Origin of the sequence: Amycolatopsis anabasis (assembly GCF_009765355.1) — a bacterium.
GTDB classification, from domain to species: Bacteria; Actinomycetota; Actinomycetes; order Mycobacteriales; family Pseudonocardiaceae; genus Amycolatopsis; species Amycolatopsis anabasis.
The window spans coordinates 14842-39032 of sequence record NZ_VTHK01000043.1; the positions used below are offsets into that span (position 1 = coordinate 14842).

The following is a 24191-nucleotide window of genomic DNA, read 5'->3' on the forward strand; positions in this document are numbered from 1 at the left end:
GGTCGCCTCGTTCGGTCGCCCCGAAAGTGCGCGCACTTTCGGGGCGTGTCGCGGCGGCACGTCCCATCGTGGTGACCTCCTTGCCCGCGTGAGCGAGGGGGACCGGGGGCTGGGGGTCGTGAGTGTTCAGACCGGCTAGAACCGGCTCAAACGCTCACGACCCGCGCGCGGTCAACGCGGTGAGCGCGTCGCGGACGTAGGCTTCGCGCGCGGCCGCCGTTTTCGGCAGGCGGTCGGGCAGCGCGCGCTGGAGCGCGACGTTGCCGACGTAGGTGCTGTAGGCGAGCACCGCCCGGCGCCGCGCCTCCGCCCGCCCGAAGCCCAGATCGGCGAAGAGCGATGCCAGGTAACCGATCCGGCGATCGGTGACCCGGTTCAGGATCGGCGAGACCACCGGATGCTCGGCGGCGGCCAGCATGGCCGCGAGGACCGTGCTGCCCCGGGACAACCGCAGTGCGGCGCCGAGCAGCGCGTGCAACCTGTCCCGCGGATCCGGCCGCGACTCGATGTACTCGATCACCGCCTCGGTGTGCTCGGCCTCCCAGCGTTCCAGCGTGCTGCGCAGCAGTTCGTCGCGGTTGGCGAAATGCCAGTACGCGCTGCCCTTGGTCGTGCCGAGCCGAGCGGCGAGCGGTTCCATCGCCACCGCCGCGACGCCGCCTTCGGCGAGCGCATCGAGTGCGGCCGCCGTCCAGTCCGCCCGTGATTTGCGCGTCTTCCCGACACTCTTTTCCGCCACGACGCCATACGGTACCGTACGGACATACCATACGCAGCCGTATGGAGGAGGCGTCGTGTTGATGGTCAGCAATGTGCACCAGCGGGAATACCCGGTGCCGCCGGAGGAACTCGGCAGGCTGCTGGACACTCTGTCCGGTGTGGACGATCGGCTGTGGCCGCCCGGGTGGCCGCCGATGCGGTTCGACGCCCCGCTGGGGGTGGGCGCCGACGGCGGGCACGGCCAGATCCGCTACCGGGTGACGGCGTACCAGCCCGGGCGCCGCGTCGAGTTCCGGTTCGATCCCGCGGGCGGACTGGCCGGGGAGCATTTCGTGGAGGTGCTCGACGGCGAGCGCGCGGACCACAGCGTGCTGCGGCACACCGCGATCGGGCGGCCGGTCACCCCGCGGATGCGCGTGCTCTGGGCACTGGCGATCCGGTGGATGCACGACGCCGTCCTGGAGGAGCTCCTCGATCGCGCGGCCGACGAGCTCGGTCACCCGCCGCGTCGGCGAGCCCGCAGGTCGCCGTGGGTTCGCTTGCTGCGCAAGGCGATGCGCGTCGCGTGAACCGCTACCCGGGCAGTCCCAGCCCCCGGGCCAGCACTGGCCACGCGGCGTGGAATTCCCGCTCCCAGTAGGGCCAGGCGTGCGTGCCGGGCCCGTAGTAGTTCGTGGTGACCGGGATTCCCCGCTCGCGCAGGCGATCGGTGAAGCTGAGGGACGAGGCGAGCGCCATGGTCTCGTGCGGCTCGGGTTCCGCGCCGGGCGGGTCCAGCGGCCCGGGGGTGCCGTCACCGGCGGACACGTACAGCCCGATGCCGCGGAAGGCGTCGACGTGGTCGGCCGGGTTGTGCTCTGACCACAGTGGACGGTTCTGCCACTCGTCGCCCCACAGGGCGTTGGGGTCCAGCCCCACGTTCTTCAGGACTCCCTTGGTGCCGCTGGGCGTGAACCCGTGGAGGCTGTCGATCGAGCCGCTGAAGGAGGCGGCCGCGCCGAAGGTCCCCGGGTGCCGGAAGGCGTAGGCCATCGCCCCGTACCCGCCGATGGACAACCCGGCCGCGGCGCGTTTCGTGCCCGCCCGGTAGCCCCGTTCGAGGATCTGCCGGACCTCGGTCACGTGGAACGTCTCCCAGTCCGGAATGGACGAACGGCCGTAGTTCCACCAGCGCGAGTACATCCCGGCCGGACCGTCCGACGGCAGGACGGTCAGCACGTCCTTGTCCGCCAGGAACTGCTCGGCGTCGGTGAACTCGGTCCAGGACCGGTAATCGGGGTCCGCGCAGCACCCGTGCAGCAGGTACAGCACCGGCCAGGTCCGTCCCGGTTCGGCGCGCCAGCGCGCGGGCAGCAGCAGCCGCACCGAAGCGTTGGCGCCCAATGCGGGCGAGGCGATCTCCAGATCGATCGTCCGCGCGTCCACCGCGGTTTCGCGCACCACCCGCGCGCCGTCGTCGGCCGAAACCACGGGAATCGCCGGGGCGGCCGCCGCGCCCGGCAGGAGGGTTCCCGCCGCGAGCACCACCAGACCGGCCAACGCCCCGCATGCCTTCCCACGTAACCTCATGACCCGGGCACGGTAGTGGGGAAATGACCGACCGCACAACGCTCACGCACGACCTTCACCGGCATTTCGAATGGCTTGTCACGGAAGTGCGGTTCCCGCGATTCCGGCTCTGCTCCAGATGATTGTTTTTGTTTTTCGCCGGTCACCGACGCGCGTAGCTCGCCGGCGGCCACGATCCCGGTGACTCGCGGGGCGATGCCGGACCGTCCCCGCGGATCGGCCAAGATCCTTGAGGTGGACGAGAAACACCTGGCCTACAGCTGGATCGTGCGCGACGGCGCGATCCTGTTCCTCCGCAGGCAGGCCGCCGCGTTCCTCGGCGGCACCTGGGAACTGCCCGGCGGAACCGTGGAGCCGGACGAGCCGCCGGAACTGGCCGCGGTGCGGGAGACCGCCGAGGAGACCGGCCTCGGTGTGCGGATCATCGGCGAACGCAGTCACCACACCTGGATGGACGTGGCGGGGCGCGCCCTGCGGATTCGCGCCCGCACCTACGACGTGCGCGAGGACGCTCGCGCCGAGGTGGTGCTCAACCCCGCGGAGCACGACGAATTCGCCTGGCTGTCCCCGGCGGAGGCGGCCGGGCTCGACCTGATGTGGCACGTGCGCCAGACGCTCACGAACACCCGCTGACCCGGCGACCGTCCAGCGCGGCGATCGCCCGCGCGGTCCAGTGCCCGGCGGCGCCTGGCAGACCGGCGAGGTAGGCGGCCGCGGTGTCGATGTCCCAGCCGTGCCCCTCCACCAGGCCACCGGCCAGCATGCGCAGGTAGGCCGCCGAGGGCGGGTTCGGTTCGACCTCGGCCGCCGACCAGGGCGCGGTGAAGGTCAGCACCGGATATCCGTCGAGGTCCGCGACGTGGTGCAGCGTTTCGTACCGCCCCTCCCCCAGCGCGTGCCGTCCGGTGGCGAGGACCGGGGTCAGGTCGAGGTCGGCGGCCGGATCGCGGTACATCTCCTGGGCGGCGATGTCGGAGAACTGGCCGACGGTCACCAGGTACGCGCGCATCGCCGCGACACCGGGCAGCGCCGGATCGAAGAACGCGCGGCCACCGCCCCACACCTGCGATTCGGTCGCGAAGTAGACGCCGCCGGGCACGCGGCACGCGGTCGTGCGGCGCGGTGGACGGGGATCGCGGCACCCGGGGCAGCGCAGCTTCCCGCCCGGCGGCGTACCGCCCTCGAGGTAGCTGCGGAGCCGCTCGGCATACATGTTCGAGCCGTAGCTGGCATACCAGATCCACTGTGGAGGCGATCCGGGTTCCGGCTCATCCATTTCGGTCACCTCGGCGGGCGTATACGACGTGATCTCGTCGCACTACGCTACGTTAGGCGGGTTCACGACGAGGACGACCCGCCCCTACGAGGTAACGATGCCCGATCAGGCCTCCAAATACTCCTCCCCCACCACCGTGCCGGTCGGCGTCGACCCCACCCGCGCGAGCATCGCCCGGGTCTACGACGCCGCGCTCGGTGGCAAGGACAACTACGAAATCGACCGCCAAGTGCTCAAGCAGGTCGCCAAGGCCGCGCCGCAAGTCCGCGACCTCGCCGTCTCCAACCGCGAATTCCTCAAGCGCGCCGTCCGCTTCCTCACCGAGCGAGCCGGGATCACGCAGTTCCTCGACTGCGGGTCCGGCCTGCCGACCGCGGAGAACACCCATCAGGTCGCGCAGCGGGTGAACCCGGACGCCCGCGTGGTGTACGTGGACAACGACCCGGTCGTCATCGCCCACGGCCGCGCCCTGCTCGAGGACAACGACAAGAGCTTCTTCGTCGACGCCGACATCTTCCAGCCGTCGCAGGTCCTGGACGACGTGAAGGTGCGCACCTACATCGACTTCGACGAGCCGCTCGCGCTGCTGCACGTCGGCACCCTGCACCACTACACGGCCGACAACGGCGGCGACCTCATGCGCGAGTACGTCGACGGCATGCCGACGGGCTCCTTCGTGGTCATCGCCCACTTCTTCAACCCGGAGACCCCGGAGCTGTCCGAGCTGGCCCGCAAGATGGAATACCACTTCATGCACAGCCCGATGAAGTCCGGCCGGTTCCGCACCCGCGAGGAGATCCTGGCCCTGCTGCCGGGACTGGAACTGATCGCGCCGAACCCCGACAAGGGGCCCGGCCTCGAACTCTGCGACCAGTGGTGGCCGGACGGCCCGAAGGTCCTGAACGACGTCGAGAAGTGCATCGTCGGGGTGGTCGCCCGCAAACCGTGACGCCCTGTGAGCCGCCCCACGCGTTGTCACGCGTCGTCCCGCTCGCCGGTTCTCCACACCGTCGAAGGGAGAACGTGATGGCAACCAGGATCGTGGTTCTCGGCGCCGGGTATTCGGGGCTCATCGCCGCCAAGCTCGCGGCCAAGCGGACGAACGCGGCGGTGACCCTGGTCAACGCGGCCGACCGGTTCGTCGAGCGGGTGCGGCTGCACCAGCTCGCCAGCGGGCAAACCCCGCGGGACCTGCCACTCGCGGACCTGCTCAAGGGCACCGGCGTCGATCTCGTCGTCGACCGCGTGACCGGGATCGACGCGGCGGAGCGGACCGTCCGGCTGGCCCGGGAGGCGCGCACCCTCGGGTACGACGTGCTGATCTACGCCCTGGGCAGTCAGGCCGATCTCGACCCGGTGCCCGGCGCGGCCGAGCACGCCTACGCCGTGGCGGGGGCCGAGGACGCGCTGCGGCTGCGGGACCGCGTCGCCGCGGGCGGGACCGTCGCCGTGGTCGGGGGCGGGCTGACCGGGATCGAAGCCGCCACCGAGCTGGCCGAGACGCATCCGGAGCTGAAGGTGCGGCTGGTGACGAGCGGCCGGTTCGGCGAGGCGCTGTCCGAACGCGCGCGCCGCCACCTGGGCCGGGTCTTCCGGCGGCTGGGGATCGAACTGCGCGACGGGGTCCGGGTCGCCGAGGTCCGCGCGGACGGCCTGGTGCTGACCGGCGGGGAGCACGTCGGCGCGGACACCGTCGTGTGGACCACCGGCTTCCGGGTGCCGCCGGTGGCACGCGAGGCCGGCTTCGCCGTCGACGCCCGCGGCCGCATGATCGTGGACGAAACCCTGCGCTCGGTCTCGCATCCGGAGGTCTACGGGGTCGGCGACGCCGCGGCCGCCCGCCTGCCCGGCGGCGGCCAGGAACTGCGGATGGCGTGCGCGACCGGGCTGCCCGCCGCGGTGCGGGCGGCCGGTGCGCTCGCCGACCGCCTCGCCGGGCGCGAACCGAAGCCCCTGCGTTTCCGGTACCTCAACCAGTGCGTCAGCCTCGGGCGGCGGGACGGGCTGATCCAGTTCGTCCGCGCGGACGACAGCCCGGTCGAAGCCGTGCTCACCGGCCGCGTGGCGGCGTTCTACAAGGAGCTGATCGTGCGGAGCACGGTGCCGGCCCAGCGCCACCCGGTGGTGACCAAGGTGGTGTCCTGACCGTCAGCGGTAGCCGGTCACGTCGGCGGGTTTGCCCGCGTCCTGGACTTCGACGAGGTAGCGCCAGGCGTCCGGCCGGCTCCCGTCGAGGTCGGTGAAGCCGTAGACCTTCGCGAGTTGCCCGCTGGACAGCGACTGCCCGGTCCAGCGGGCCACGTCGGGGTCACCGGCGAGCGCCGCGACGGCCCGGCCCACGTACGCCGGGGTTTCCGAGATGGCGAAATGCGGTGCGCGTGCGGTCGCGTCCCGCCAGTTCTCCTCGGTGACGCGATAGGCGTCGAGCATGGCCTCCGAACGCAGCCAGCCCGGGGTGAGGGAAACCGCCGTAGCCCGGTGCGGCCGCAGTTCGTGCGCCAACGCGGAGGCCATGCGGTTCACCGACGCCTTGGCCAGGTCATAGAAGAAGGACACCCGGTAGTTGGCCGCGTTGTACTCGTCGGTGCCATCGGTCACCTCGACGACCAGTCCGCCCGGCGTCTCGATGAGCAGCGGGAGCGCGAAATGACTGGTGATGGCGTGGGTGTCCACGGCAAGGCGCAGGGTGTGCAACCCATTGTCCAAAGAGGACTCCCAGACCGGCTTGTCCCACTCGATCCGGGCGCCCCAGATGTCGTTCACCAGAACGTGCAGGCGGCCCTGTTCGGTCCGGATGCGCTCCACCAGCGCCCGCACCTCCGCGGGCACGAGATGATCCGCCCGGACCGGGATCCCCCGCCCACCGGCTTCGTCGACCAGGGCCGCGGTCTCCTCGATGGTTTCCGGCCGGTTCATCTCCGAACGCAGCGACCCGCTCGTCCGGCCGGTGACGTAGACGGTCGCCCCGGCCGCGCCGAGCTGCACGGCTATTCCCCGGCCCGCGCCCCGCGTCGCCCCGGCGACCAGCGCGACCTTGCCCGCCAGCGGTCTTTCCATCACGGGAGTGAACCACCTCGGCGCCGCCGGTTCAATCGGAGGATCGCGGCCAGGGCGGCGAGCGCCACCACGGCGACGACGACGGTGAACGCCATGGCGGCGGTGTGCAGGCCGACGAATGCGGCGGCGACGCCGACCAGGACGACGGGGACCGAGATGCCCAGGTAGGCGACCACGGTGAAGGCGGAAACCGTTTCGGCGCGCCGATCGGCCGGGCTGTGCTCGGTCACCGCGGTCATCCCGGCGCGGAAGCTGACGCCTTGCCCGATCCCGACCACGAACGTGGCGAGCACCAGCAGCACGGGCGAACCGGTGGTCAACGCGGTGCCGATCCCGGCGAGGCCGAGCACCAGGACGAGGCAGCCGGCGGGCAGCGCGGTCCGCGCGGTCCGGCGCACCGAGGCCACCTGGCTCAGCGCCGACCCGGCGAACATCGAGAACACGACGGCACCGGCGAGCAGGTGACCGGACCGGGGCAGGAGGGTGGCGAGCAGACCGGGTTCGACGGCGGTGAGCAGCCCGAAGACGGCGAAGGCGGCGAAGACCGCGATCGCGGCAGGGATGAACACCGCCCGCGTCGGCTCGGGAACGGCCGGCCACCGCGGGCGGAGCGCGGCACGCAGCGGCGCCTTATCCCGGGGCGGCACGGTTTCCGGGACGCGCCACAGTCCGGCGACGGCGAGCGCCAGCAGGGCCAGGTGCACCAGGAACGGCAGCCGCAGCGGGGCCGGTGCGTGGTCGGCGAGCAGCCCGGCCAGCAGCGGACCGCAGCCCAGCCCCAGCATGTTGACCGCGGTGGCGGCCATGGTGGCCCGGGCCCGGTGCCGGGGCGCGGCCAGTTCGGCCATCGCCACGGTGGCGGCGGCCGTGACCAGTCCGGCGGAGAACCCGGACACGATCCGGCCGAGGAACAGCACCGGCAGTCCGGCATCGGTCAGGAACACCAACGAGCTGAGGGCCGAGGTCGCCAAAGCGGTCAGCAGCAGCGGACGGCGACCGAGCGCGTCGGAGGCCCGCCCGAACAGCAGCAGCATCGCCACCACACCGGCCGCGTAGACCGCGTAGATCACCGTGGTGAGCAGGCTGCCGAATCCGAATTGTTGCTGGTAGAGCTGATAAAGCGGGGTCGGCAGGGTGGTACCGGCCATGGTCGCGGCGAACGCGTACGCCACGAGGCCGACCGCCAGGCCGGTGCGGCGGTGCTGGGCCTCGACCGGGAATAGTGCCGTGCTCATCGTTCCTCCGTGTGGGTAACCGTCACCCGCAGTGTGTGCCGCGCGGAGTCATCGACGCCAACTCGTAATTCCGCAGGCAGTGATCGGTACCATCACTGAATGGAGCTCCGCCAGCTCAGCCACTTCGTCGCGGTGGCCGAACACCGGCACTTCACCCGCGCCGCCGGGCAACTGCACCTGACCCAGTCGAGCCTGTCCGCCTCGATCCGATCGCTGGAGCGCGAACTCGGTGGCGAACTGTTCGTGCGCAGCACCCGGCGCGTCGAACTGACCGAGGCCGGCCGGGCGCTCCTGCCTTCGGCCCAGCGTGCCCTGGCCGCCGCGGAACAGGGCAGGGACGCGGTCGCCGGGGTGCACGGTGTGCTGCGCGGCCGGCTCACCATCGGCGCGATCCAGACGCTCGGCCTGGTGAACCTTCCGGCGTTGCTCGCCCGCTACCACCGGCGCCACCCCGGGGTCTCGCTTCGGCTGCGCCACAGCAATGTCCGCTCCCTGGTCCACGAAACCCTGGCCGGAAAGGTGGATCTGGCCTTCGTCGACCGCCCGCTCGGCGATCAGGAGGACCGGGTGCGCGCGCACTCGCTCGGCGCCGAGAACCTGGTCCTCGCCGTGGCGGCGGACGATCCCCTGGCCCGCCGCGGCCGGGTGCGCCTGGCTGAACTCGCCGACCGCGACTTCGTGGAGTACCGCGCGGACTCGGCCCTGCGCGCCAGCATCGACGCCGTCTGCCGCGACGCGAACCTGCGGCGCCACATCTGCTGCGAAGTCGACACGATGCCCGTCCTGGTCGATCTGGTGGCGCACGGCCTGGGCGTCGCGCTGCTGCCGCCGATCGCCGTGCGCAACGCGGCCGACCGTGTCGCGACCCTGCCCACGGATCCCGCGATCCACCAGGAACTGCTCGTCGTCACCGCCGGGAACCGGGAGCCGAGCCAGGCCGCCACCGCCCTGCTCGACCTGCTGAAGGACCGTTCAGGGCGAGGACCAGCTCCGGTCGTCGCCCCAGACCGGGAATGAACCCACGTGGGGCCGCAGCAACGCGGTGAGTTCGGCGTCGCCCTGTCGCCTGAGTTCGTCCGAGGCGATCCGGCGCGCCACCCCGGCGAGGAAATCGGCGACCTGCACCCGGGGATCCGCGCGCGAATCGACGAACCTCAGGGCCGCCAGCCGACCGCCGAGGATCTCCCCGAGTTGCGCGACGCGGTCCGCGGTCAGCGCGGCCTGTTCGTCGTGGACCAGGGAAACCGGCCGGCCACCGGCACTCCAGTAGCCGACCGTTTCGACGATCGCGGGCATCAGCGGATCCAGCGCCGGAATCATCTTCGGCCGATCCAGCAGTTCCGCCCGAAGCGACTCGGCACGCGCTCGCGCCCGCCGGAACCGTTCCAGGATTTCGCGCACCCGGACCGGTGCACCGGTGCGCAATTCGTCGACCAGCCGGAAGAACGAATCGGCGGGCGCGCCCCCGCCGCCCCGGTTCGCGGCCCGCACCAGACCGAGGAACGATTCCAGAAACGCCACCCACCGCTCCTGCCCGAACGCCCGCGGCCCCTCCCGGTACAGGGTGAGCGCCATGGCCCTGGCCGGTGGATCCTGGTGCCGGCCGATACTCGCCGAACAGGAAATCCCCGCGATCAGGAAGTCGATGGCCTTGCCGACGAGGAAGAAGGTTTTGTCGGTGAGATGAACCCGGGCCTTCCCGTGAATCGGCCCCGACATTCCCAGCAGCCATTCGAGGGTTGACCGGTTTTTCGCGCGCAGCAGGTGATTCGCCTTGTACTCCAAGGCGGGAGAACGGATCCGGTCTCGGATTTCCCGGACGCAGTCGGCCGCCGCTTCGCTGGTCAATCCGACGCTGGCATGCGTGAACACGTCGGTTTCCCCGCCGATGAGGTTCTCGCCCTCCGAACCGGACTCGTCACAGGCAACCTCGTCGCCCCGCATCCGCCCGATCCTGGCAGATCACCCCGCCGGGGTCGACTCACTTACCGGCCACCCGGGGTCCTCCCGGGTTGACGGGGCCGACCGGCTGAGCACCACCCTCGCCGATCCGACCCGCCGGGCGATCCTCGCCCGGCTGACCAGCGGCGAGGCGAAGGCTACGACCCCGTCCCCGGTTCCGAGCGGAACTGTCCACCATGGCCTCGTGGTAGGCGCGGCGCCGATTCTCGGGCTACCTTTTCCGCATGGCCAAGGACGGCGCGGTAGAACTCGAGGTCGGGCACCGCACGGTGCGGATCTCCAATCCGGACCGGGTGTACTTCCCGGCCCGCGGCGAGACGAAGCTCGATCTGGTCCGCTACTACCTGTCGGTCGGCGACGGCATCGTGCGCGCGCTCCGGGAGCGGCCGTGCATGCTGCACCGCTTTCCCTCGGGCGTGGCGGGCGAGAAGGTCCACCAGAAGCGGGTCCCGCACGGTGCTCCGCCCTGGCTGGAGACCGTGCGGGTGGACTTCCCGCGCTACCACCGGCACGCCTACGAACTGTGCGTCACCGAACTGGCGAGCGTGGTGTGGGCGGTGCAGATGTCCACGGTGGAGTTCCACCCGTGGAACTCCCGGCGAGCGGACACCGAACGCCCGGACGAATGGCGGATCGACCTCGACCCGATGCCGCGGTGCGGGTTCGACACGGTCCGCCGGGTGGCCCATGTCGTGCACGAAGTGCTCGACGAACTGGGCGTGGTCGGGTGGCCGAAGACCTCCGGCGGCAACGGGATGCACGTCTACGTGCGGATCGAGCCCCGCTGGGAGTTCTCCGAGGTCCGCCGCGCCGCGCAGGCGTTCGCCCGCGAGGTGGAGCGCCGGGCGCCGGATGAGGTGACGACCACCTGGTGGCGGAAGGACCGCGACCCCACCATGCTGTTCGTCGACTACAACCAGAACGCCCGGGACCACACCATCGCGAGCGCCTATTCGGTGCGCGGCGTACCGGAGGCGACCGTGTCGACCCCGATCACCTGGGACGAGATCGACGACGTCGAACCGCGCGAATGCACGATCGCCACCGTGCCGGACCGCTTCGCCGCCCTCGGCGATCTGCACGAGGGCATCGACGACACGGCGTACTCACTGGAAACCCTGCTCGAATGGGCCGACCGCGACGGCCTCGACTAGGTCGCACTTTGTCGGCCAAGTGCGATAACGCGGCGACCGAGGTGGCCAAGGCCACGCACTTGGCCGACAAAGTGCACGAGTACCGGGGTTACAAGGTGTGGGCCAGGCGGTCGGCCAGCAGGCGCATGAAGCGGGACGGGTCGCTCAGTTCGCCGCCCTCGGCGAGGAGCGCCATGCCGTAGAGCAGTTCGGCCGTGTCGGCCAGCCCGCTGTCGTCCTCGCGCTCGGCGTGCGCCTTCCGCAGGCCGCTGACCAGCGGATGTGCCGGGTTGAGTTCGAGGATGCGCTTGACCGGCGGCAGTTCCTGCCCCATGGCGCGGTACATCTTCTCCAGGGTGGGCGTCACGTCGTGCGCGTCCCCGACGATGCAGGCCGGTGAGGTGGTGAGGCGGGACGACAGCCGCACCTCCTTCACGTTCTCCTCCAGCTTCTTCGTGAGCCAGGACAGCAGGTCGGCGTAGTCCTTCTGCTGCTGGTCCCGTTCGGATTCGGCCGACTTCTTCTCTTCCTCGGTGTCCAGATCGACCTGGCCCTTGGCGATCGACTGGAAATGCTTCCCGTCGAATTCGTTCACCGAGTCGACCCACATCTCGTCGACCGGATCGGTCAGCACCAGGACCTCGAACCCCTTGGCGCGGAAGGCTTCCATATGCGGCGAGTTCTCGATGATCGACCGCGAGGCGCCGGTCAGGTAGTAGATGTGCTCCTGGCCTTCCTTCATCCGCTCGACGTATTCGCGCAGGGTGGTCGGCTTCTCCGCGTCGTGCGTCGAATCGAAGGAGGCGATTTCGAGAATGGTTTCGCGGTTGTCGAAATCGTTGACCAGGCCTTCCTTGACGGCGGGGCCGAATTCCTTCCAGAACGTCTGGTAGCGGTCGGGGTTCTCGGTCAGCATGGTCTTCACCGTGCTGAGCACCTTCTTGACCAGGCGCCGGCGCATCAGCTGGATCTGGCGGTCCTGCTGCAGGATCTCGCGCGACACGTTGAGCGAGAGGTCCTGCGCGTCCACCACGCCCTTGACGAAACGCAGGTATTCCGGCATGAGCGCTTCGCAGTCGTCCATGATGAACACGCGTTTGACGTACAACTGGACGCCGCGCTTGCGCTCGCGCAGGTACAGATCCAGCGGCGCGTGCGACGGAATGAACAGCAGGGCCTGGTACTCGAAGGTCCCTTCCGCCTTCATCTGGATGATTTCCAGCGGATCGGTCCAGTCGTGGCTGATGTGCTTGTAGAATTCCTTGAATTCTTCCTCGGAGGCCTCTTCCCGGGAACGCGCCCAGAGCGCCTTCATCGAGTTGACGGTCTGGAGTTCACGCGTGGTCTTGCCCTCGCCGTCCGTGCGCTCGACTTCCATCCGGATCGGCCAGGTGATGAAGTCGGAATACCGCTGGACGATTTCCTTGATCTTCCAGTCGGCCGCGTAGTCGAAGAGGTGGTCTTCGGAGTCCTCCGGTTTGAGGTGCAGGGTGACCGCGGTGCCCTGCGCCGCGTCGTCGACCGGCTCGATGGTGTAGGTGCCCTCCCCGCTGGACTCCCAGCGGGTGCCCTGGTCCTCACCCGCGCGGCGGGTCACCAGCGTGACCTTGTCGGCCACCATGAAACTCGAGTAGAAACCGACGCCGAACTGCCCGATCAGCTCCTGCGAGGCGCCGGTGTCCTTCGACTCCTTCAGCTTGCGCAGGAGTTCGGCCGTCCCCGACTTCGCGATGGTGCCGATGAGGTTCACCACCTCGTCGCGGGACATGCCGATGCCGTTGTCGCGCACGGTGAGCGTACGCTGCGCCTTGTCGACCTCGAGGTCGATGTGCAGATCGGCGGTGTCCACCTGCAGGTCCTTGTCACGGAACGCTTCCAGGCGCAGTTTGTCCAACGCGTCCGAGGCGTTGGAGATGAGCTCGCGCAGGAAGATGTCCTTGTTCGAGTAGATCGAATGAACCATCAGCTGCAGGAGCTGGCGCGCCTCGGCCTGGAACTCGAGCGTTTCGGGCTGGGTGTCCACTGACTTCCTTTCTGATGAAACTCGCGGATTGCGCGGATGCGTGCCAACCCGGCGATTATCTCAAACGCCGGGTTGGCACGATGCCGGTTCCGGTGGATCAGCCCGTGGACCGGTCAGCTGAGGTCGAAGACCGCTCCGGTGGCGGCGTGCAGCTCGCAGCTGTTGCCGAACGTGTGCTGCCAGTGCAGCGGCTTGCCGTTCCAGGTGCCGGTCACCGTGGCCTGCACCGGCTCGTATTGCTTGGTGCAGACCATGCCCGGAACGCCGGTCAGCCGGTCGGGATCGCCACCGGCCGCCGCGAGCTGCCGGCATGCCTCGTCGCCGTACCGATGGTTACCGGTGCCCTGCGGGCAGTCCAGGGTCGCCGCCGCGGTGCTCCCCGCGGCGTCGGTCACCGAGAGGTTCAGGTGACCAGCGGGCGCGGCCTGCGCCAGCGCCGCCGCACCTGAAAGTGCCGCGGCGGTCAGCGCCGCGAGAGCGAAGATCCGACCGTTTCGGCTGGGCGTGCGCATCGCAACCTCCCATGTCGTCGTGCATCTTCGGACCAACGGTCCCGGCACGACCCCGTGCCGGGCCGCAACCTTCCGAGTACCCGGCGGGCTCCGGCGGCAATTCCCGAAGTCACCCGTTTGGCCCCGGCGACCGGTTCACAGGCGTTCGGGGGCTTCGATGCCGAGCAGGGCGAGCCCGAGGGTGAGCACCCGCGCGGTGAGTTCGGCGAGCGCGAGGCGGGAGCGGCGGATCTCGCCCGGGGTGGCCGGGGCCAGGATCGGGCAGTTCTCGTAGAAACCGGAGAACGTGGTGGCGACCTCGTAGAGGTAACCGCACAGCCGGTGCGGCGCGAGGCTTTCGGTGGCCGCCGCGCACGCCGCGGGCAGTTGCAGGATCTTGAGCAGCAGCGCGCGTTCGGCCGGTTCGGCGAGGACGACCGGGGTGCCCGGACCGGGGGTTTCCCCGGCCTTGCGCAGCAGGGACCGGATGCGGGCGTGCGCGTACTGGAGGTAGCCGGCCGTATTGCCCTCGCACGCAAGCATGCGGTCCCACGCGAAGGTGTAGTCCTTCTCCCGGTCGCCGGAGAGATCGGCGTACTTGACCGCGCCGATGCCGACCGCGCGGGCGACGGCGGCGCGTTCGTCCTCGCTCAGTTCGCCGCGTTCGGCCACGACCGCGGCCGCCCGGTCCACCGCCTCGGTGAGCAGTTCGACGAGTTTGACCGAACCGCCGGCACGGGTGCGGATGGTCCTGCCGTCCGCCCCCAGCACGGACCCGAACCCGACGTGTTCGGCGTGGTGGTCCGCGGTGAGCCACCCGGCCTGCCGGGCCGCGGCGAAGATCATCGCGAAGTGCTGGGCCTGCGGATTGCCGACGACGTAGCGCAGATCGGTGACCCCGCGCTCGCGGGTCCAGTAGCGGATGGTCGCCAGATCGGTGGCGGCGTAGCCGTAGCCGCCGTCGCTCTTGCGGACGATCAGCGGCAGCCGATCGCCGTCCCGGTTCCGGAAGCCCGGCGGGAACACGCAAACCGCGCCGTCGCTGGTCTCGGTCAGCCCCTTGGCCTCGAGTTCGTCGAGGACCTCGGCCAGGTACGGGTTGTAGAAGCTCTCGCCGTACGCGTCCGCCGCGGTGAGGCCGATGCCCAGCAACGTGAAGACCTGGTCGAAGTGCCGGGCCGACTCGTCGACCAGTTGCCGCCACAGCGCGAGGGTCGGTTCGTCACCGCCCTGCAGCAGCACGACCCGGCGGCGGGCCCGGTCGGCGAAGCCGGGGTCGGCGTCGAACTTCTCGCGCGCTTCGCGGTAGAAGCCGGACAGGTCGCTGATCCCGTGCCCGCCGTGGGCCCCCTCGTCGACGAGGTGTTCGATGAGCATCCCGAACGGGGTGCCCCAGTCGCCGAGGTGGTTGTGCGGGATGACCTCGTGGCCGGAGAACCGCAGCATCCGCACGATCGCGTCCCCGATGATCGACGACCGCAGGTGCCCGACGTGCATCTCCTTGGCCACGTTGGGACCGCCGTAGTCGACGGCGAACCGGCGCGGCCGCTCGGTACGCGCGACCCCCAGCCGCTCGTCGCCGAGCAGCGCGGCGGCCCGGTCCTCCAGCCACGAACGCCGGAGGATCAGGTTCACGAAACCGGGCCCGGCGACCTCGGCCGACTCCAGCAGGTCCGCGGAATCCAGCGCGGCCACGATCCCGGCCGCGACCTCGCGCGGCGGGCGGCCGAGCCGCTTGCCCAGGCTCATCGCCACATCGCACTGGTAGTCGGCGCGGGCCGAGGGCCGCACGAGCGCCTGCGCGGGGGTGCTGTCGACGTCCATCGCCGCCTTGAGCGCGGCCGCGACCCGGCGCCCGAGCTCAAGTCCCACGTCCCCGTACGGCACCGATCGGCCTCCCGAGTTCCGCCACGGCGGCTACCGTGGGTGTACGTGCTTCCAGTTTCACGACGAGCACAACCGATATTCGGGGGGCGAACGAACCGATGCCGATCTGGCTGTGGATCACCTTGCTGGCCGTGCTGTTCCTGACCACCGGGGTGGTCGGCGTGCTGAACCGCAAACGCGGACGGAGCCTCGGCGGCGACCCCGCGAGCGGGCGGCGGGAGCGGCTCTCCCAGGTGGATCCGCACACCACGAACCACTCGCCGGACCAGCACGGTCCACCCCTGTGACCCAGGACACAGCTGTCGTGGCTCAACCATTTCCCCCGCTCGCTCGTAACTCGGGGACATGAGGGGACTCCATGGCCCGAGGTGACGCCGAGTTCGTCGAGTTCGTGCAGGCCTGTTCGGCGCGGCTGGTGCAGGCGGCGTACTACCTCGTGAGCGATCGCCACCTCGCCGAGGACGCCGCGCAGACCGCGCTCGCCCGCACCTACGCGGTATGGGCGCGGGTGAGGAAGAAGGACGCCTATGCCTACACGCGGACGGTGCTGGTCAACCACGTCATCGACACCTGGCGGCGGCCGATCCGCGAACGTCCCGCCGAAGAACTCCCCGAACCGCCCGCCGGGGACCGCGGGCTGGACACCAAGGTCGTCGAGCGAAAGTGGCTGATGGAGATGCTGGACGGGTTGACCGTGCGGGAACGTGCCGTCGTCCTGCTGCGGCACTACTACGACCTCACCGAGGCCGAAGTGGCCCGGGAGCTCGGGGTGTCCGTCGGCACGGTGAAGAGCACGAGTTCCCGGGCGCTCGCGAAGCTGCGCGGCTCGCACGATTCCTCCGGCGAACCTGTCGCGCAGGAGGCGGCACGATGACCGAACTCGAAGCACTGCGCAACGCGCTCCGCGAATCCCCGCTCGAGTCCTTCCCCGCCCTGGACGCGGAGCCGATCATGGCCGCCGGTCGCCGGATCCGCCGCCGAAGGCGGGTGCGCGCCGCCGCCGGAGTCGGCTCCGTGGTGGCCGCGGTGGCGCTCGTCGCGACCGGCGTCACCTGGCTCGGCGGCGCCTCCGCCCCGCGGAACGTGGCCGTCCAGCCGCCCGCGCCGACGGCCTCCCGCGAGAACAACGTCCCGCTGGGCGGGGTGATCGCCACCGGCCTCCACGACCCGGCCGGGGAACGGGTGCTCTACGCGGTCCGGATCGCCGCGCCCGAACTGCCGCAGACCACGTTCGGCGTGATGGCCGGGCACCGCACCGCGGCCGGGAACCTGACCGCCGATCTGCTCGTGAACGAATCCCGCAGCCCGGACCGGCGACCGGGATTCCACGCGCTCGACGGCGGGGAGCAGATCAACGGCCAGTACGTGCCGGTCTTCGGGTACTACGCCGGGCCCGCCAAGCGGATCGCCTCCACCGTGCACGGACGGACGGTGTACGCGAACCTGGCCCCCTGGAGCGAGGATCCGAACGTGTGGATCTTCTGGTTCACCCCGGCCGACGTCCCCTCGAACGACGTGCTCACCCCGCCGGTCGCCTACAGCGCCGACGGCGGCAAGCTGCCCAGCTGACCAGTCAGCGTCGTCCCGCGCGTTCGAAGCGGGGGTCCGGGCCGGGCAGCGGCAGGGGCGGCTGGCCGTCCAGGATCCTCGACACCGCGCCGAAGAACGTGCGCGCGGGCGTCTTGCCGCCGAACATGTTGCCGTCCTTGCCGACGGCGTGGACGTTGCCCGGGTTGACGAAACGCAGGCCGCCGAAGGGGGCGTCGGGGCGGAACACCATGGCCGCGCCCGCCAGTTGCGGGGTGGCGCCGACGAAGGTCGCGGAACCGCTCACGTCGGTGGTTCCGGTCTTGCCGATCATCGGGCGGTCCCAGCCCGCGAACCGGGCGGCCTCGCGCGCGGTGCCTTCGCTGGCGTCCTTGCTCATCCCGACCGCGAGCGTGTTGGCCAGCCCCTCCTCGACGACCTGCTCGCAGGGCGCCTCGGTGATCACCTTCGGTCTGCCGTCCCGATCGGTGATCTGCCCGATCGGCGTCGGCGGGCACCACATGCCGCCGCTGATGATGGTCGCCGCGACGTTCGCCAGTTCCAGGCCGCTGGTGGGGCTCACCCCGAGGGTGAACGAACCCTTCCCCGGGGAGGTGCCGGTCGGTCCGAAGAACGCGGTCTGCGTGCTCTTCTCCTCCGCCGTCTTCCCGTTCGGGTTGACGGCCCGGCCGTTGGCGGCGTTGGACGCCATGGTCTCGCGCATGCCGAGCTTGCGCGCCATCTCCACGACCGGCCCCATCCCGGTCAGTTCCTCCAGGATGACGAATCCGGTGTTCGGCGAGGTGGCGAGCGCCTGCTGCAGGCTCATCGACGGGCCGTAGGTGTCCTCGCCGTAGTTGCTCAGGCAGTACGCCCAGGTGCCCTGCCCGACCTTGGGGCAGCCCGGTTTGAACCCGCTGACGAACACCGGCGAGGCATGGCTCTGCGGGGTCGGGATCGTGCTCGCGATCCCCGCCTTGCGCTGCTCCAGCGCCGCCGCGGCGGTGAAGATCTTGTAGCTCGACCCGGCCCCGGTGACATTCGAGACTTCCGAGGGCAGCCCGGTCATCGTCTGGCCCTGCGCGGCGTCCGGGCCGTAGTCCCGGTTGGCCGCCAGCGCGACGACCTCGTGCCGCTGCTTTCCGGGCCGGATCAGCGACAGGGTGTTCGCCACGTTCGGCTGGGTCTTGCGGACCTGTTCCTCCGCGGACCGCTTGGCCTCGGCATTGGCCCGCTGGTCCAAAGTGGTCCGGATGGTGTAGCCGCCGGTGTACAGGTCGTCCTGGGACATCCCGGACTTCAGCAGGTAGTCCTCGACGTACTGGCAGAAGAACCCGTTCTCGGGACCGGCACCGACGCAGTTCGCGGCCGGTTTCTTCGGCCCGCCCGGCGCCACGCCCAGCGGTTCGGTCTTGGCCTTCTCCGCGTCCGCGGGGGCGAGCTTGCGGTTCTCCACCATCCGGTCCAGCACCAGGTTGCGGCGCTGGATGGCCTCGACCGGGTAGTTCCACGGATCGAGCTTCTTCGGATTGTTCACCACCCCGGCCAGCAGCGCGGACTGGGCGACGGTCAACTCCTTCGCCGTGGTGCCGAAGTAGGCCCGTGCCGCGGCGCCGACGCCGTAGACGTGGCCGGAGAACTCGACGACGTTCAGATACCCGGCGAGGATCTGCGCCTTGGACATCTTGGTCTCCAGCTGAATGGCGACCCGCGCCTCCTTCAGCTTGCGCACGATCGACTGCTCGCGGGCCCGCTGCTGGCCGATCGTGGCGACCTCCTGGTCGATCTTGCCGTCGCTCTTGGCCCGGTGCACGACGTTGATCAGGTAGTTCTTCACGTACTGCTGGGTCAGCGTGGACGCGCCCTGGGTGGTGCCGCCGCTGGTGCTGATCGCCGCGCGCAGGGTGCCCTTCCAGTCCACGCCGCGGTGCTCGTAGAACCGCTTGTCCTCGACCGAGATCAGCGCCCACTTCATCGCCTCGGAGATCTCCTCCGGCGCCGCGGGAACGCGGTACTGCTTGTAGAGCGTCGCGATCGGGGCGCTGGCCGAATCGGTCACCGTGGTCACCAGCGGCGGCGGCACGTTGGTCAGTTCGGACGACATGGCCTCGACCGTTTCGCCCGCGCGGTTCGCCACCAGACCGGCCGCGCCGACCGCCGGGAACAACACCCCCGCGGCGAGAAGTCCCGCGAGCACGCACAGCGCCAGGAACCGGACCACGGACACCGCACGACCAGCAGCCGCCGCCATCTTCGCTACCCCCAAAGTGCGATCTTGATTCACATTAGCGCGAATCCGACTCCAAGCGGAGGGTGAAACCGACGCCGTGCACGGTGTGCAGCAACCGCGGCGCACCCCCGGCTTCGGTTTTGCGGCGCAGATAGCCGATGTAGACGTTCAGGTTGTTCGTGCCGTAGTGGTGCCCCCAGACCCGCGCCTGCAGGTGGGCCCGCGTCAACACCTTCCCGGGCGCGGCCAGGAACTGGCGCAGCAGGTCGAATTCCGTCGGGGTCAGCGCGATCGGGCGGCCCGCCCGGGTCACCTCGCGCGTGCTCGTGTGCAGTTCGAGGTCGGCGAAGCGGAGCACTTCGGGGGGCCGGCACGCCCGGTTCTGCTTGAGCAGCGCCCGCAACCGGGCGAGCAGTTCCTCCAGGGCGAACGGTTTGACCAGGTAGTCGTCCGCGCCCGCGTCCAGGCCGGTGACCCGGTCCCCCAGGCCGTCGCGGGCGGTGAGCATGAGCACCGGCATCCGCTCGCCACCGGCCCGCAGCCGACGGCAGGTCTCCAGGCCGTCGGTCCCCGGCATCATCATGTCGACGATGGCGAGATCGGGCCGCGCACCCCGATCGGCCGGGAAGACCTGGCGCAGGGCCTGGTCCCCGTCGCACGCCGTCAGCACCTGGTAGCCCTCGAATTCCAGGCTGTGCCGCAGGCTCTCCCGCACATCCGGATCGTCGTCCACAACCAGCACTCGCATCGAGGAACAACATAACGCGGTTCGCCGGGAAATCGGGTTTCTCTCACGAACTTCTCAGCATCCCGCCAGGGATCTCTCACCGGCCCGGCGGCATTGTCTGAAGAATGGCGACGGTCGACATCATAATTCCGGTATTCAACGAAGAACGGGCGCTACCGGGCTGCGTTCGCGTTCTCCGGAAATTCCTGCTCGAGCAATTCCCCTTCGAATGGACGATCACCGTGGTGGACAACGCCAGCACGGACGGGACCTTCCGGGCCGCCCAGTCGATCGCGGCGGAAACCAGCGATGTCCGGGTACTGCACCTGAACCGCAAGGGGCGCGGGCTGGCCCTGCGCGAATCGTGGGGAGCGAGCGAAGCCGACATCGTCGTGTACATGGACGTCGACCTTTCCACCGGACTCGACGCCCTGCTGCCGCTGGTGGCCCCCTTGGTCAACGGGCATTCCGATATTTCGATCGGCTCGCGGCTCGCGCCCGGCGCCCGCACCGTGCGCGGACCGAAACGGGAATTCCTCTCCCGCTGCTACAACCGGCTCATCCGGCTCACCCACGGCGCGCGGTTCTCCGATGCCCAATGCGGTTTCAAAGCGGCCCGGACCGAGGTCATCCGCCCGCTGCTGCGGCAGGTCCGGGACGACGCGTGGTTCTTCGACACCGAGTTGCTGCTGCTGGCCGAGCACAACGGGCTGCGGGTGCACGAGGTTCCGGTCGACTGGGTGGAGGACACCGACAGCCGGGTCGACGTCGCCGGAACCGCCCTGGACGATCTGCGCGGCCTGATCCGGGTGGCGCGGGCCAAGGCCTCCGGTCACGCGTGGGTCGCCGACCTGCCGCGGCGCCCGGAACCGCAGGCGACCCATCCGGACGCGGTGCTCGGCCGCCGGAGCGGCGGGCTCTCGTGGCAACTGCTGTCGTTCACGGCCGTCGGCGCGATCTCCACGGTGGCCCATCTCGCGCTCTACGCGGTGTTCCGGCTGTGGTGGCCGCTGCTGCTCGCCAACCTCGTCGCGCTCGTGCTCACCACCCTGTTCAACACCGAGGCCAACCGCCGCTTCACCTTCGCCGCGCCGCGGGCCTCGACCGGCCGGATCCACGTGCAGGGGCTCCTGGTTTTCGGCCTCTACTACCTGTTCACCTCGGCGGCCCTGCTGATCCTGCACGCGGTCGACCCCGCTCCCGCGCGCACGCTCGAGCTGACGGTGCTCCTGGTCTCCGCCGCGATCGGCACCGCGGGCCGCTTCCTGCTGCTCCGGAACTGGGTTTTCCCGGGCGCCCCGGCGCGACCTACACGCGATCGGAGTTCTGTTCGGGGATGATCACCGGTGGGGTCGCGGCCGAGTAGAGCACGACCTGGTCGCGGCCGTTCGCCTTGGCGTGGAACGCGGCGTCGTCGGCGGCCTGCAGGAGCGGGGTGTACTCGGTGGCGTGCTCGGGGAACACGGCGCCGCCGATGGAGGCGCTCAGGCCGGTGACCGTTTCGCGTTTGCCCGGCCGGACGACCGGGACCGGGACCTGGAGTTCGCGGATCGCCGTGCGGATCCGGTCGGCGATGGCGAGGAGTTCGTCGCCGTTGGCGCCGGGCAGGACGACGGCGAACTCGTCCCCGCCGAAGCGGCCGACCGCGTCCCCGGCGCGGACCTGCCCGCGGATGGCGGTGGCGACCGCGCGCAGCACGGCGTCCCCGGTGACGTGGCCGTCGCCGTCGTCGATGCTCTTGAAGCGGTCCAGGTCGATGAGCAGGATGCCGAGGCAGGAGCCGATCTGGCGGGCGCGGGCCAGTTCGCGGTGCGCGAGCTCGGCCCAGAACTCGGGATCGAGCAGGGCGGTCTTGGAATCGGTGCGCGCGGCGAGTTGGAACTGCGGCAGCAGCAGGCCCAGGTGCAGGGCGACCGGGGTGACCATGAGCACCGGCAGCAGCCAGGGCCGGACGGTCACCACGAGCGCGATTCCGCAGCCGATGCCCACCGCGGCCAGCACGATCAGCACGTCCGAGGGGTTGCCGAGCGCGATCCGGCCGGGCTTGTCCGGGTTGGTCATGATGATCATGAAGACCACCAGGACGTAGTTGAGCCCGAAGTAGACCACCCCGGCGAGCAGCAGCGCGACCATCCCGCCGGGCCCGTCCAGATGCGGCATGAACGGGGCCAACCGGCCGCCGGTGCCCACGGACAGCACGGCGCCCGACGCGACGCACGCCAGGATGACCGTCGCCGCCGAGAAGACCTTGCGGTGCAGGACACCGCGCCGCCGGTACACCCGGATCCAGGAATGCCCGTAGCTGACCGCGATCACCACACCGGCCAGCGAGGGCGGCAACAGCAGCAGCCCGGCGAAGATCCAGATCGACTGCAGGTGCATGTGCGGACGCCCGTCCGCGCTCAGTTCGCGGATCCGCTCTATCCCCTGCGCCGCTTCCAGGTGGATGATCTCAGCGGCGACGAGCAGTCCGCACCACAGCAAGGCCTGACCGGTGACCGGCACCAGCCCGGCGGTGGCGACGATCGACACCACCGCCGCTGCCTCGACGAGCGCGAGGTAGAGCAGCACCGGCCGGGACAGCGTCCATAACGCCCAGTGACGCGGATTGCAACCCGACCGTGGGCTGATCGAGCTGGGCAGGCGTCTTCGTGCCTTGGACAATTCCACGCGGAGCCCCTCTCCAGGTGGATCGCCAGCGGAGATCCGTCACTGTAATCGCATAGGCGCTGTGTGTCACTAGGCCGGACGATCGACTGTGCGCTCACGCAGCGTGTCGCCCTTGAATGCCGAGGAGGCAGAAATCCATGATCGCCATCCCCGTTCCGCAGTTCGGTGCCCCCGTCCGCCGTCGTCACCAGCAGCGTCCGACCGACTGGACCCGGTCCTGCCCGACCGACTGGACCCGCTCGGCCCCCACCGACTGGACCGCGCCCGCGTGCCCGACCGATTGGACCCCGCGCACCGGTCCCACCGACTGGACCCCGCGCACCTGCCCGACCGACTGGACCCGTTCGCTGCCCACCGACTGGACCCCGCGGTCCTGCCCGACCGACTGGACGCGGTCCTAAGCCGGCCGGTTCCCGGGGCTCGGCGCGGCGACGTCCGCCCGGCCCCGGGTGCGGTGCCACAGCCAGCCCGCGCCCGCGGCGGCCACCACACCGGTCGCCCCGGCCATCGCGACCACGCGATGGGGCGCGAAGTGTTCGGCGACCAATCCGGCCCCGACCACCCCGAGGCCCTGGGTGACCCGCAACGCGGTCAACGCCAGGCCGAACGCCTGCGCGCGCCGCGCGTCCGGGGTGAGCCGCACGAACGTCGTGCTGGCCACCAGGTTGTAGGCGCTCGCCGCGCCCGAAACCGCGAACAACGCGAGCGCCACCACCAGGCCCGGCCGCGCCGCGCAGCCGATGAGCGGCGCGCAGGCCGCCACGGCCAGTGGTCCGAGCAACCGTCCGCGGCGAGGCTCGGGCACCCGGGCGAGCACCGCCATGCCCGCCACATTGCCCACCGCGTAGGCGCCGAGCAGCAGCCCCACCACCTCCGGTCCGCCTCCCAGCTCCGCGGCGAACGGGGCCGCGACGGCCTCGCCCGCGATGTAGAACCCGGACACGCAGGCGAGCACCACCAGGGCGAGCAGCCGCCGATCCGTCCACACCAGCGCCGCCCCCGCGCGAATCCGGCGCCACCACCGGCCGCCGGTTTCCGGATCGCCGGTGTCCGTCGGCGCGGCCCGGTGCCGGACCCCGAAGCGCACCAGCACCGCCGACACCGCGAAACTCCCCGCGTCCACGGCGAGTGCCCCGCCCGGCCCGAGCACGGCGACGAGCAGGCCACCGGTCGCGAAACCGACCACCTGCCCCACCTGCATCACCATCGACAGCAGGCCCATGCCCGCCACGAACTGCCGGTCCGGCAGCACGTGCGGCAGCAACGCCGCCCGCGCCGCGTTCCACACCGGATTGAGCGCCTGCACGCCCACCAGCAACGCCCCCACCACCGGCAACGGCATTCCGGGCAGCGCCATCGCGCCGACGAGCACGAACCGGGCCAGATCCGCGGCCACCATCACCGCTCGGCGCGGATGCCGGTCGGCCAGCCCGGACAGCAGCGGCCCGCCGAGCAGATCCGGCAGGAAGGTCAGGGCGTAGACCGCCGCGGCCCAGCCGGGCGAACGCGTGCGGTCGAACACCAGAATCGACAAAGCCACCCGGGCGAGCTGATCCCCCGCCACCGACACCAGCTGCGCCGCGAACAACGACCGGAATTCCGCCACCCGCAGGGCCTGCAGCAACCCCCCGCCGCGCGATCGTGGTTCAGCCATCCAACCCCCTCCCCGGGGCCAGCTTCGAAC

Annotated in this window: 24 protein-coding genes; 11 read left to right on the forward strand and 13 right to left on the reverse strand. The window is 70.5% G+C overall.

Going from position 1 to position 24191, the window contains the following annotated elements:
• Nucleotides 1-154: 154 nt before the first annotated feature.
• Nucleotides 155-739, reverse strand: a complete 585-nt coding sequence (locus FXO23_RS37740) for a TetR/AcrR family transcriptional regulator (protein WP_158891362.1) — start codon at nt 737-739, stop codon at nt 155-157.
• 61 nt (nt 740-800) lie between these two features.
• Here FXO23_RS37740 and FXO23_RS37745 point away from each other — a divergent pair, with 61 nt between their 5' ends.
• Nucleotides 801-1289, forward strand: coding sequence for an SRPBCC family protein (locus FXO23_RS37745; RefSeq protein ID WP_425484946.1), 489 nt, complete (start codon nt 801-803; stop codon nt 1287-1289).
• Between the two features lie 4 nt (nt 1290-1293).
• Here the strand turns inward: FXO23_RS37745 and FXO23_RS37750 are convergent, their stop codons facing one another.
• Complete coding sequence (locus FXO23_RS37750; RefSeq protein ID WP_158891364.1) at nt 1294-2289, reverse strand: alpha/beta hydrolase; 996 nt, start codon at nt 2287-2289, stop codon at nt 1294-1296.
• A 234-nt stretch (nt 2290-2523) separates the two neighbouring features.
• Here FXO23_RS37750 and FXO23_RS37755 point away from each other — a divergent pair, with 234 nt between their 5' ends.
• Nucleotides 2524-2922 (forward strand): NUDIX domain-containing protein, encoded by a 399-nt coding sequence (locus FXO23_RS37755; protein ID WP_425484945.1) that lies wholly within the window; start codon nt 2524-2526, stop codon nt 2920-2922.
• On the opposite strand, the gene FXO23_RS37760 is transcribed toward FXO23_RS37755, so the two are convergent.
• A complete protein-coding gene (locus FXO23_RS37760) occupies nt 2906-3565 on the reverse strand; it encodes a histone deacetylase (protein WP_158891366.1) in 660 nt (219 codons plus the stop codon). The genes FXO23_RS37755 and FXO23_RS37760 overlap by 17 nt on opposite strands.
• Before the next feature lie 97 nt (nt 3566-3662).
• Between FXO23_RS37760 and FXO23_RS37765 the strand changes: the two genes are divergently transcribed.
• Nucleotides 3663-4514: an SAM-dependent methyltransferase gene (locus FXO23_RS37765; protein ID WP_158891368.1), complete on the forward strand. Its 852-nt coding sequence runs from the start codon at nt 3663-3665 to the stop codon at nt 4512-4514.
• A 77-nt stretch (nt 4515-4591) separates the two neighbouring features.
• Nucleotides 4592-5710: an NAD(P)/FAD-dependent oxidoreductase gene (locus FXO23_RS37770; protein ID WP_158891370.1), complete on the forward strand. Its 1119-nt coding sequence runs from the start codon at nt 4592-4594 to the stop codon at nt 5708-5710.
• A 3-nt stretch (nt 5711-5713) separates the two neighbouring features.
• Here FXO23_RS37770 and FXO23_RS37775 read toward each other — a convergent pair whose 3' ends face one another.
• Both FXO23_RS37775 and FXO23_RS37780 read right to left on the reverse strand, forming a co-directional pair.
• Complete coding sequence (locus FXO23_RS37775) at nt 5714-6622, reverse strand: SDR family oxidoreductase (RefSeq protein WP_158891372.1); 909 nt, start codon at nt 6620-6622, stop codon at nt 5714-5716.
• The gene (locus tag FXO23_RS37780) at nt 6622-7857 is read right to left on the reverse strand and encodes an MFS transporter (protein ID WP_158891374.1); all 1236 of its coding nucleotides are present in this window, start codon (nt 7855-7857) and stop codon (nt 6622-6624) included. Before FXO23_RS37780 ends, FXO23_RS37775 begins: the two co-directional genes overlap by 1 nt.
• A gap of 99 nt (nt 7858-7956) precedes the next feature.
• On the opposite strand from FXO23_RS37780, the gene FXO23_RS37785 reads away from it, so the two are divergent.
• Nucleotides 7957-8874, forward strand: coding sequence for a LysR family transcriptional regulator (locus FXO23_RS37785; RefSeq protein WP_158891376.1), 918 nt, complete (start codon nt 7957-7959; stop codon nt 8872-8874).
• Here FXO23_RS37785 and FXO23_RS37790 read toward each other — a convergent pair.
• Nucleotides 8830-9801 (reverse strand): DUF3800 domain-containing protein, encoded by a 972-nt coding sequence (locus FXO23_RS37790; protein WP_158891378.1) that lies wholly within the window; start codon nt 9799-9801, stop codon nt 8830-8832. The two genes, FXO23_RS37785 and FXO23_RS37790, sit on opposite strands and share 45 nt — an antisense overlap.
• 242 nt (nt 9802-10043) lie before the next feature.
• Between FXO23_RS37790 and ligD the strand changes: the two genes are divergently transcribed.
• Nucleotides 10044-10973 carry a non-homologous end-joining DNA ligase gene (gene ligD / locus FXO23_RS37795; RefSeq protein ID WP_158891380.1) on the forward strand — a complete coding sequence of 310 codons (930 nt, stop codon included), beginning with the start codon at nt 10044-10046 and terminating at the stop codon, nt 10971-10973.
• 88 nt (nt 10974-11061) lie between these two features.
• Here the strand turns inward: ligD and htpG are convergent, their stop codons facing one another.
• The 3 genes from htpG to argS all read right to left on the reverse strand — a co-directional run bounded on the left by htpG (nt 11062) and on the right by argS (nt 15353).
• Nucleotides 11062-12975, reverse strand: a complete 1914-nt coding sequence (gene htpG, locus FXO23_RS37800) for a molecular chaperone HtpG (protein ID WP_158891382.1) — start codon at nt 12973-12975, stop codon at nt 11062-11064.
• Between the two features lie 113 nt (nt 12976-13088).
• Nucleotides 13089-13487: an SSI family serine proteinase inhibitor gene (locus FXO23_RS37805; protein ID WP_158891384.1), complete on the reverse strand. Its 399-nt coding sequence runs from the start codon at nt 13485-13487 to the stop codon at nt 13089-13091.
• Between the two features lie 135 nt (nt 13488-13622).
• A complete protein-coding gene (gene argS, locus FXO23_RS37810) occupies nt 13623-15353 on the reverse strand; it encodes an arginine--tRNA ligase (RefSeq protein WP_158891386.1) in 1731 nt (576 codons plus the stop codon).
• A gap of 98 nt (nt 15354-15451) precedes the next feature.
• Here argS and FXO23_RS37815 point away from each other — a divergent pair, with 98 nt between their 5' ends.
• From FXO23_RS37815 to FXO23_RS37825, 3 genes are all read left to right on the forward strand, one after another.
• The gene (locus tag FXO23_RS37815) at nt 15452-15640 is read left to right on the forward strand and encodes a hypothetical protein (RefSeq protein ID WP_158891388.1); all 189 of its coding nucleotides are present in this window, start codon (nt 15452-15454) and stop codon (nt 15638-15640) included.
• Nucleotides 15641-15711: 71 nt separating this feature from the next.
• Nucleotides 15712-16227, forward strand: coding sequence for a SigE family RNA polymerase sigma factor (locus FXO23_RS37820; protein ID WP_158891390.1), 516 nt, complete (start codon nt 15712-15714; stop codon nt 16225-16227).
• Nucleotides 16224-16922 (forward strand): hypothetical protein, encoded by a 699-nt coding sequence (locus tag FXO23_RS37825; protein ID WP_158891392.1) that lies wholly within the window; start codon nt 16224-16226, stop codon nt 16920-16922. The genes FXO23_RS37820 and FXO23_RS37825 overlap by 4 nt, the downstream gene beginning before the upstream one ends.
• Before the next feature lie 4 nt (nt 16923-16926).
• Here FXO23_RS37825 and FXO23_RS37830 read toward each other — a convergent pair whose 3' ends face one another.
• The gene (locus FXO23_RS37830; protein ID WP_158891394.1) at nt 16927-19131 is read right to left on the reverse strand and encodes a transglycosylase domain-containing protein; all 2205 of its coding nucleotides are present in this window, start codon (nt 19129-19131) and stop codon (nt 16927-16929) included.
• 34 nt (nt 19132-19165) lie between these two features.
• Entirely contained in the window at nt 19166-19858 is a 693-nt protein-coding gene (locus FXO23_RS37835) for a response regulator transcription factor (RefSeq protein ID WP_158891396.1), read from the reverse strand.
• Nucleotides 19859-19962: 104 nt separating this feature from the next.
• On the opposite strand from FXO23_RS37835, the gene FXO23_RS37840 reads away from it, so the two are divergent.
• On the forward strand, nt 19963-21177 hold the full coding sequence (locus FXO23_RS37840) for a bifunctional glycosyltransferase family 2/GtrA family protein (protein WP_158891398.1): 1215 nt from the start codon (nt 19963-19965) through the stop codon (nt 21175-21177).
• Here the strand turns inward: FXO23_RS37840 and FXO23_RS37845 are convergent.
• Nucleotides 21146-22507 carry a GGDEF domain-containing protein gene (locus tag FXO23_RS37845; protein WP_246258263.1) on the reverse strand — a complete coding sequence of 454 codons (1362 nt, stop codon included), beginning with the start codon at nt 22505-22507 and terminating at the stop codon, nt 21146-21148. The genes FXO23_RS37840 and FXO23_RS37845 overlap by 32 nt on opposite strands.
• A 137-nt stretch (nt 22508-22644) precedes the next feature.
• Between FXO23_RS37845 and FXO23_RS37850 the strand changes: the two genes are divergently transcribed.
• The gene (locus tag FXO23_RS37850; RefSeq protein WP_158891400.1) at nt 22645-22908 is read left to right on the forward strand and encodes a hypothetical protein; all 264 of its coding nucleotides are present in this window, start codon (nt 22645-22647) and stop codon (nt 22906-22908) included.
• On the opposite strand, the gene FXO23_RS37855 is transcribed toward FXO23_RS37850, so the two are convergent.
• Nucleotides 22905-24161, reverse strand: a complete 1257-nt coding sequence (locus tag FXO23_RS37855; RefSeq protein ID WP_158891402.1) for an MFS transporter — start codon at nt 24159-24161, stop codon at nt 22905-22907. The two genes, FXO23_RS37850 and FXO23_RS37855, sit on opposite strands and share 4 nt — an antisense overlap.
• Nucleotides 24162-24191 lie beyond the last annotated feature (30 nt).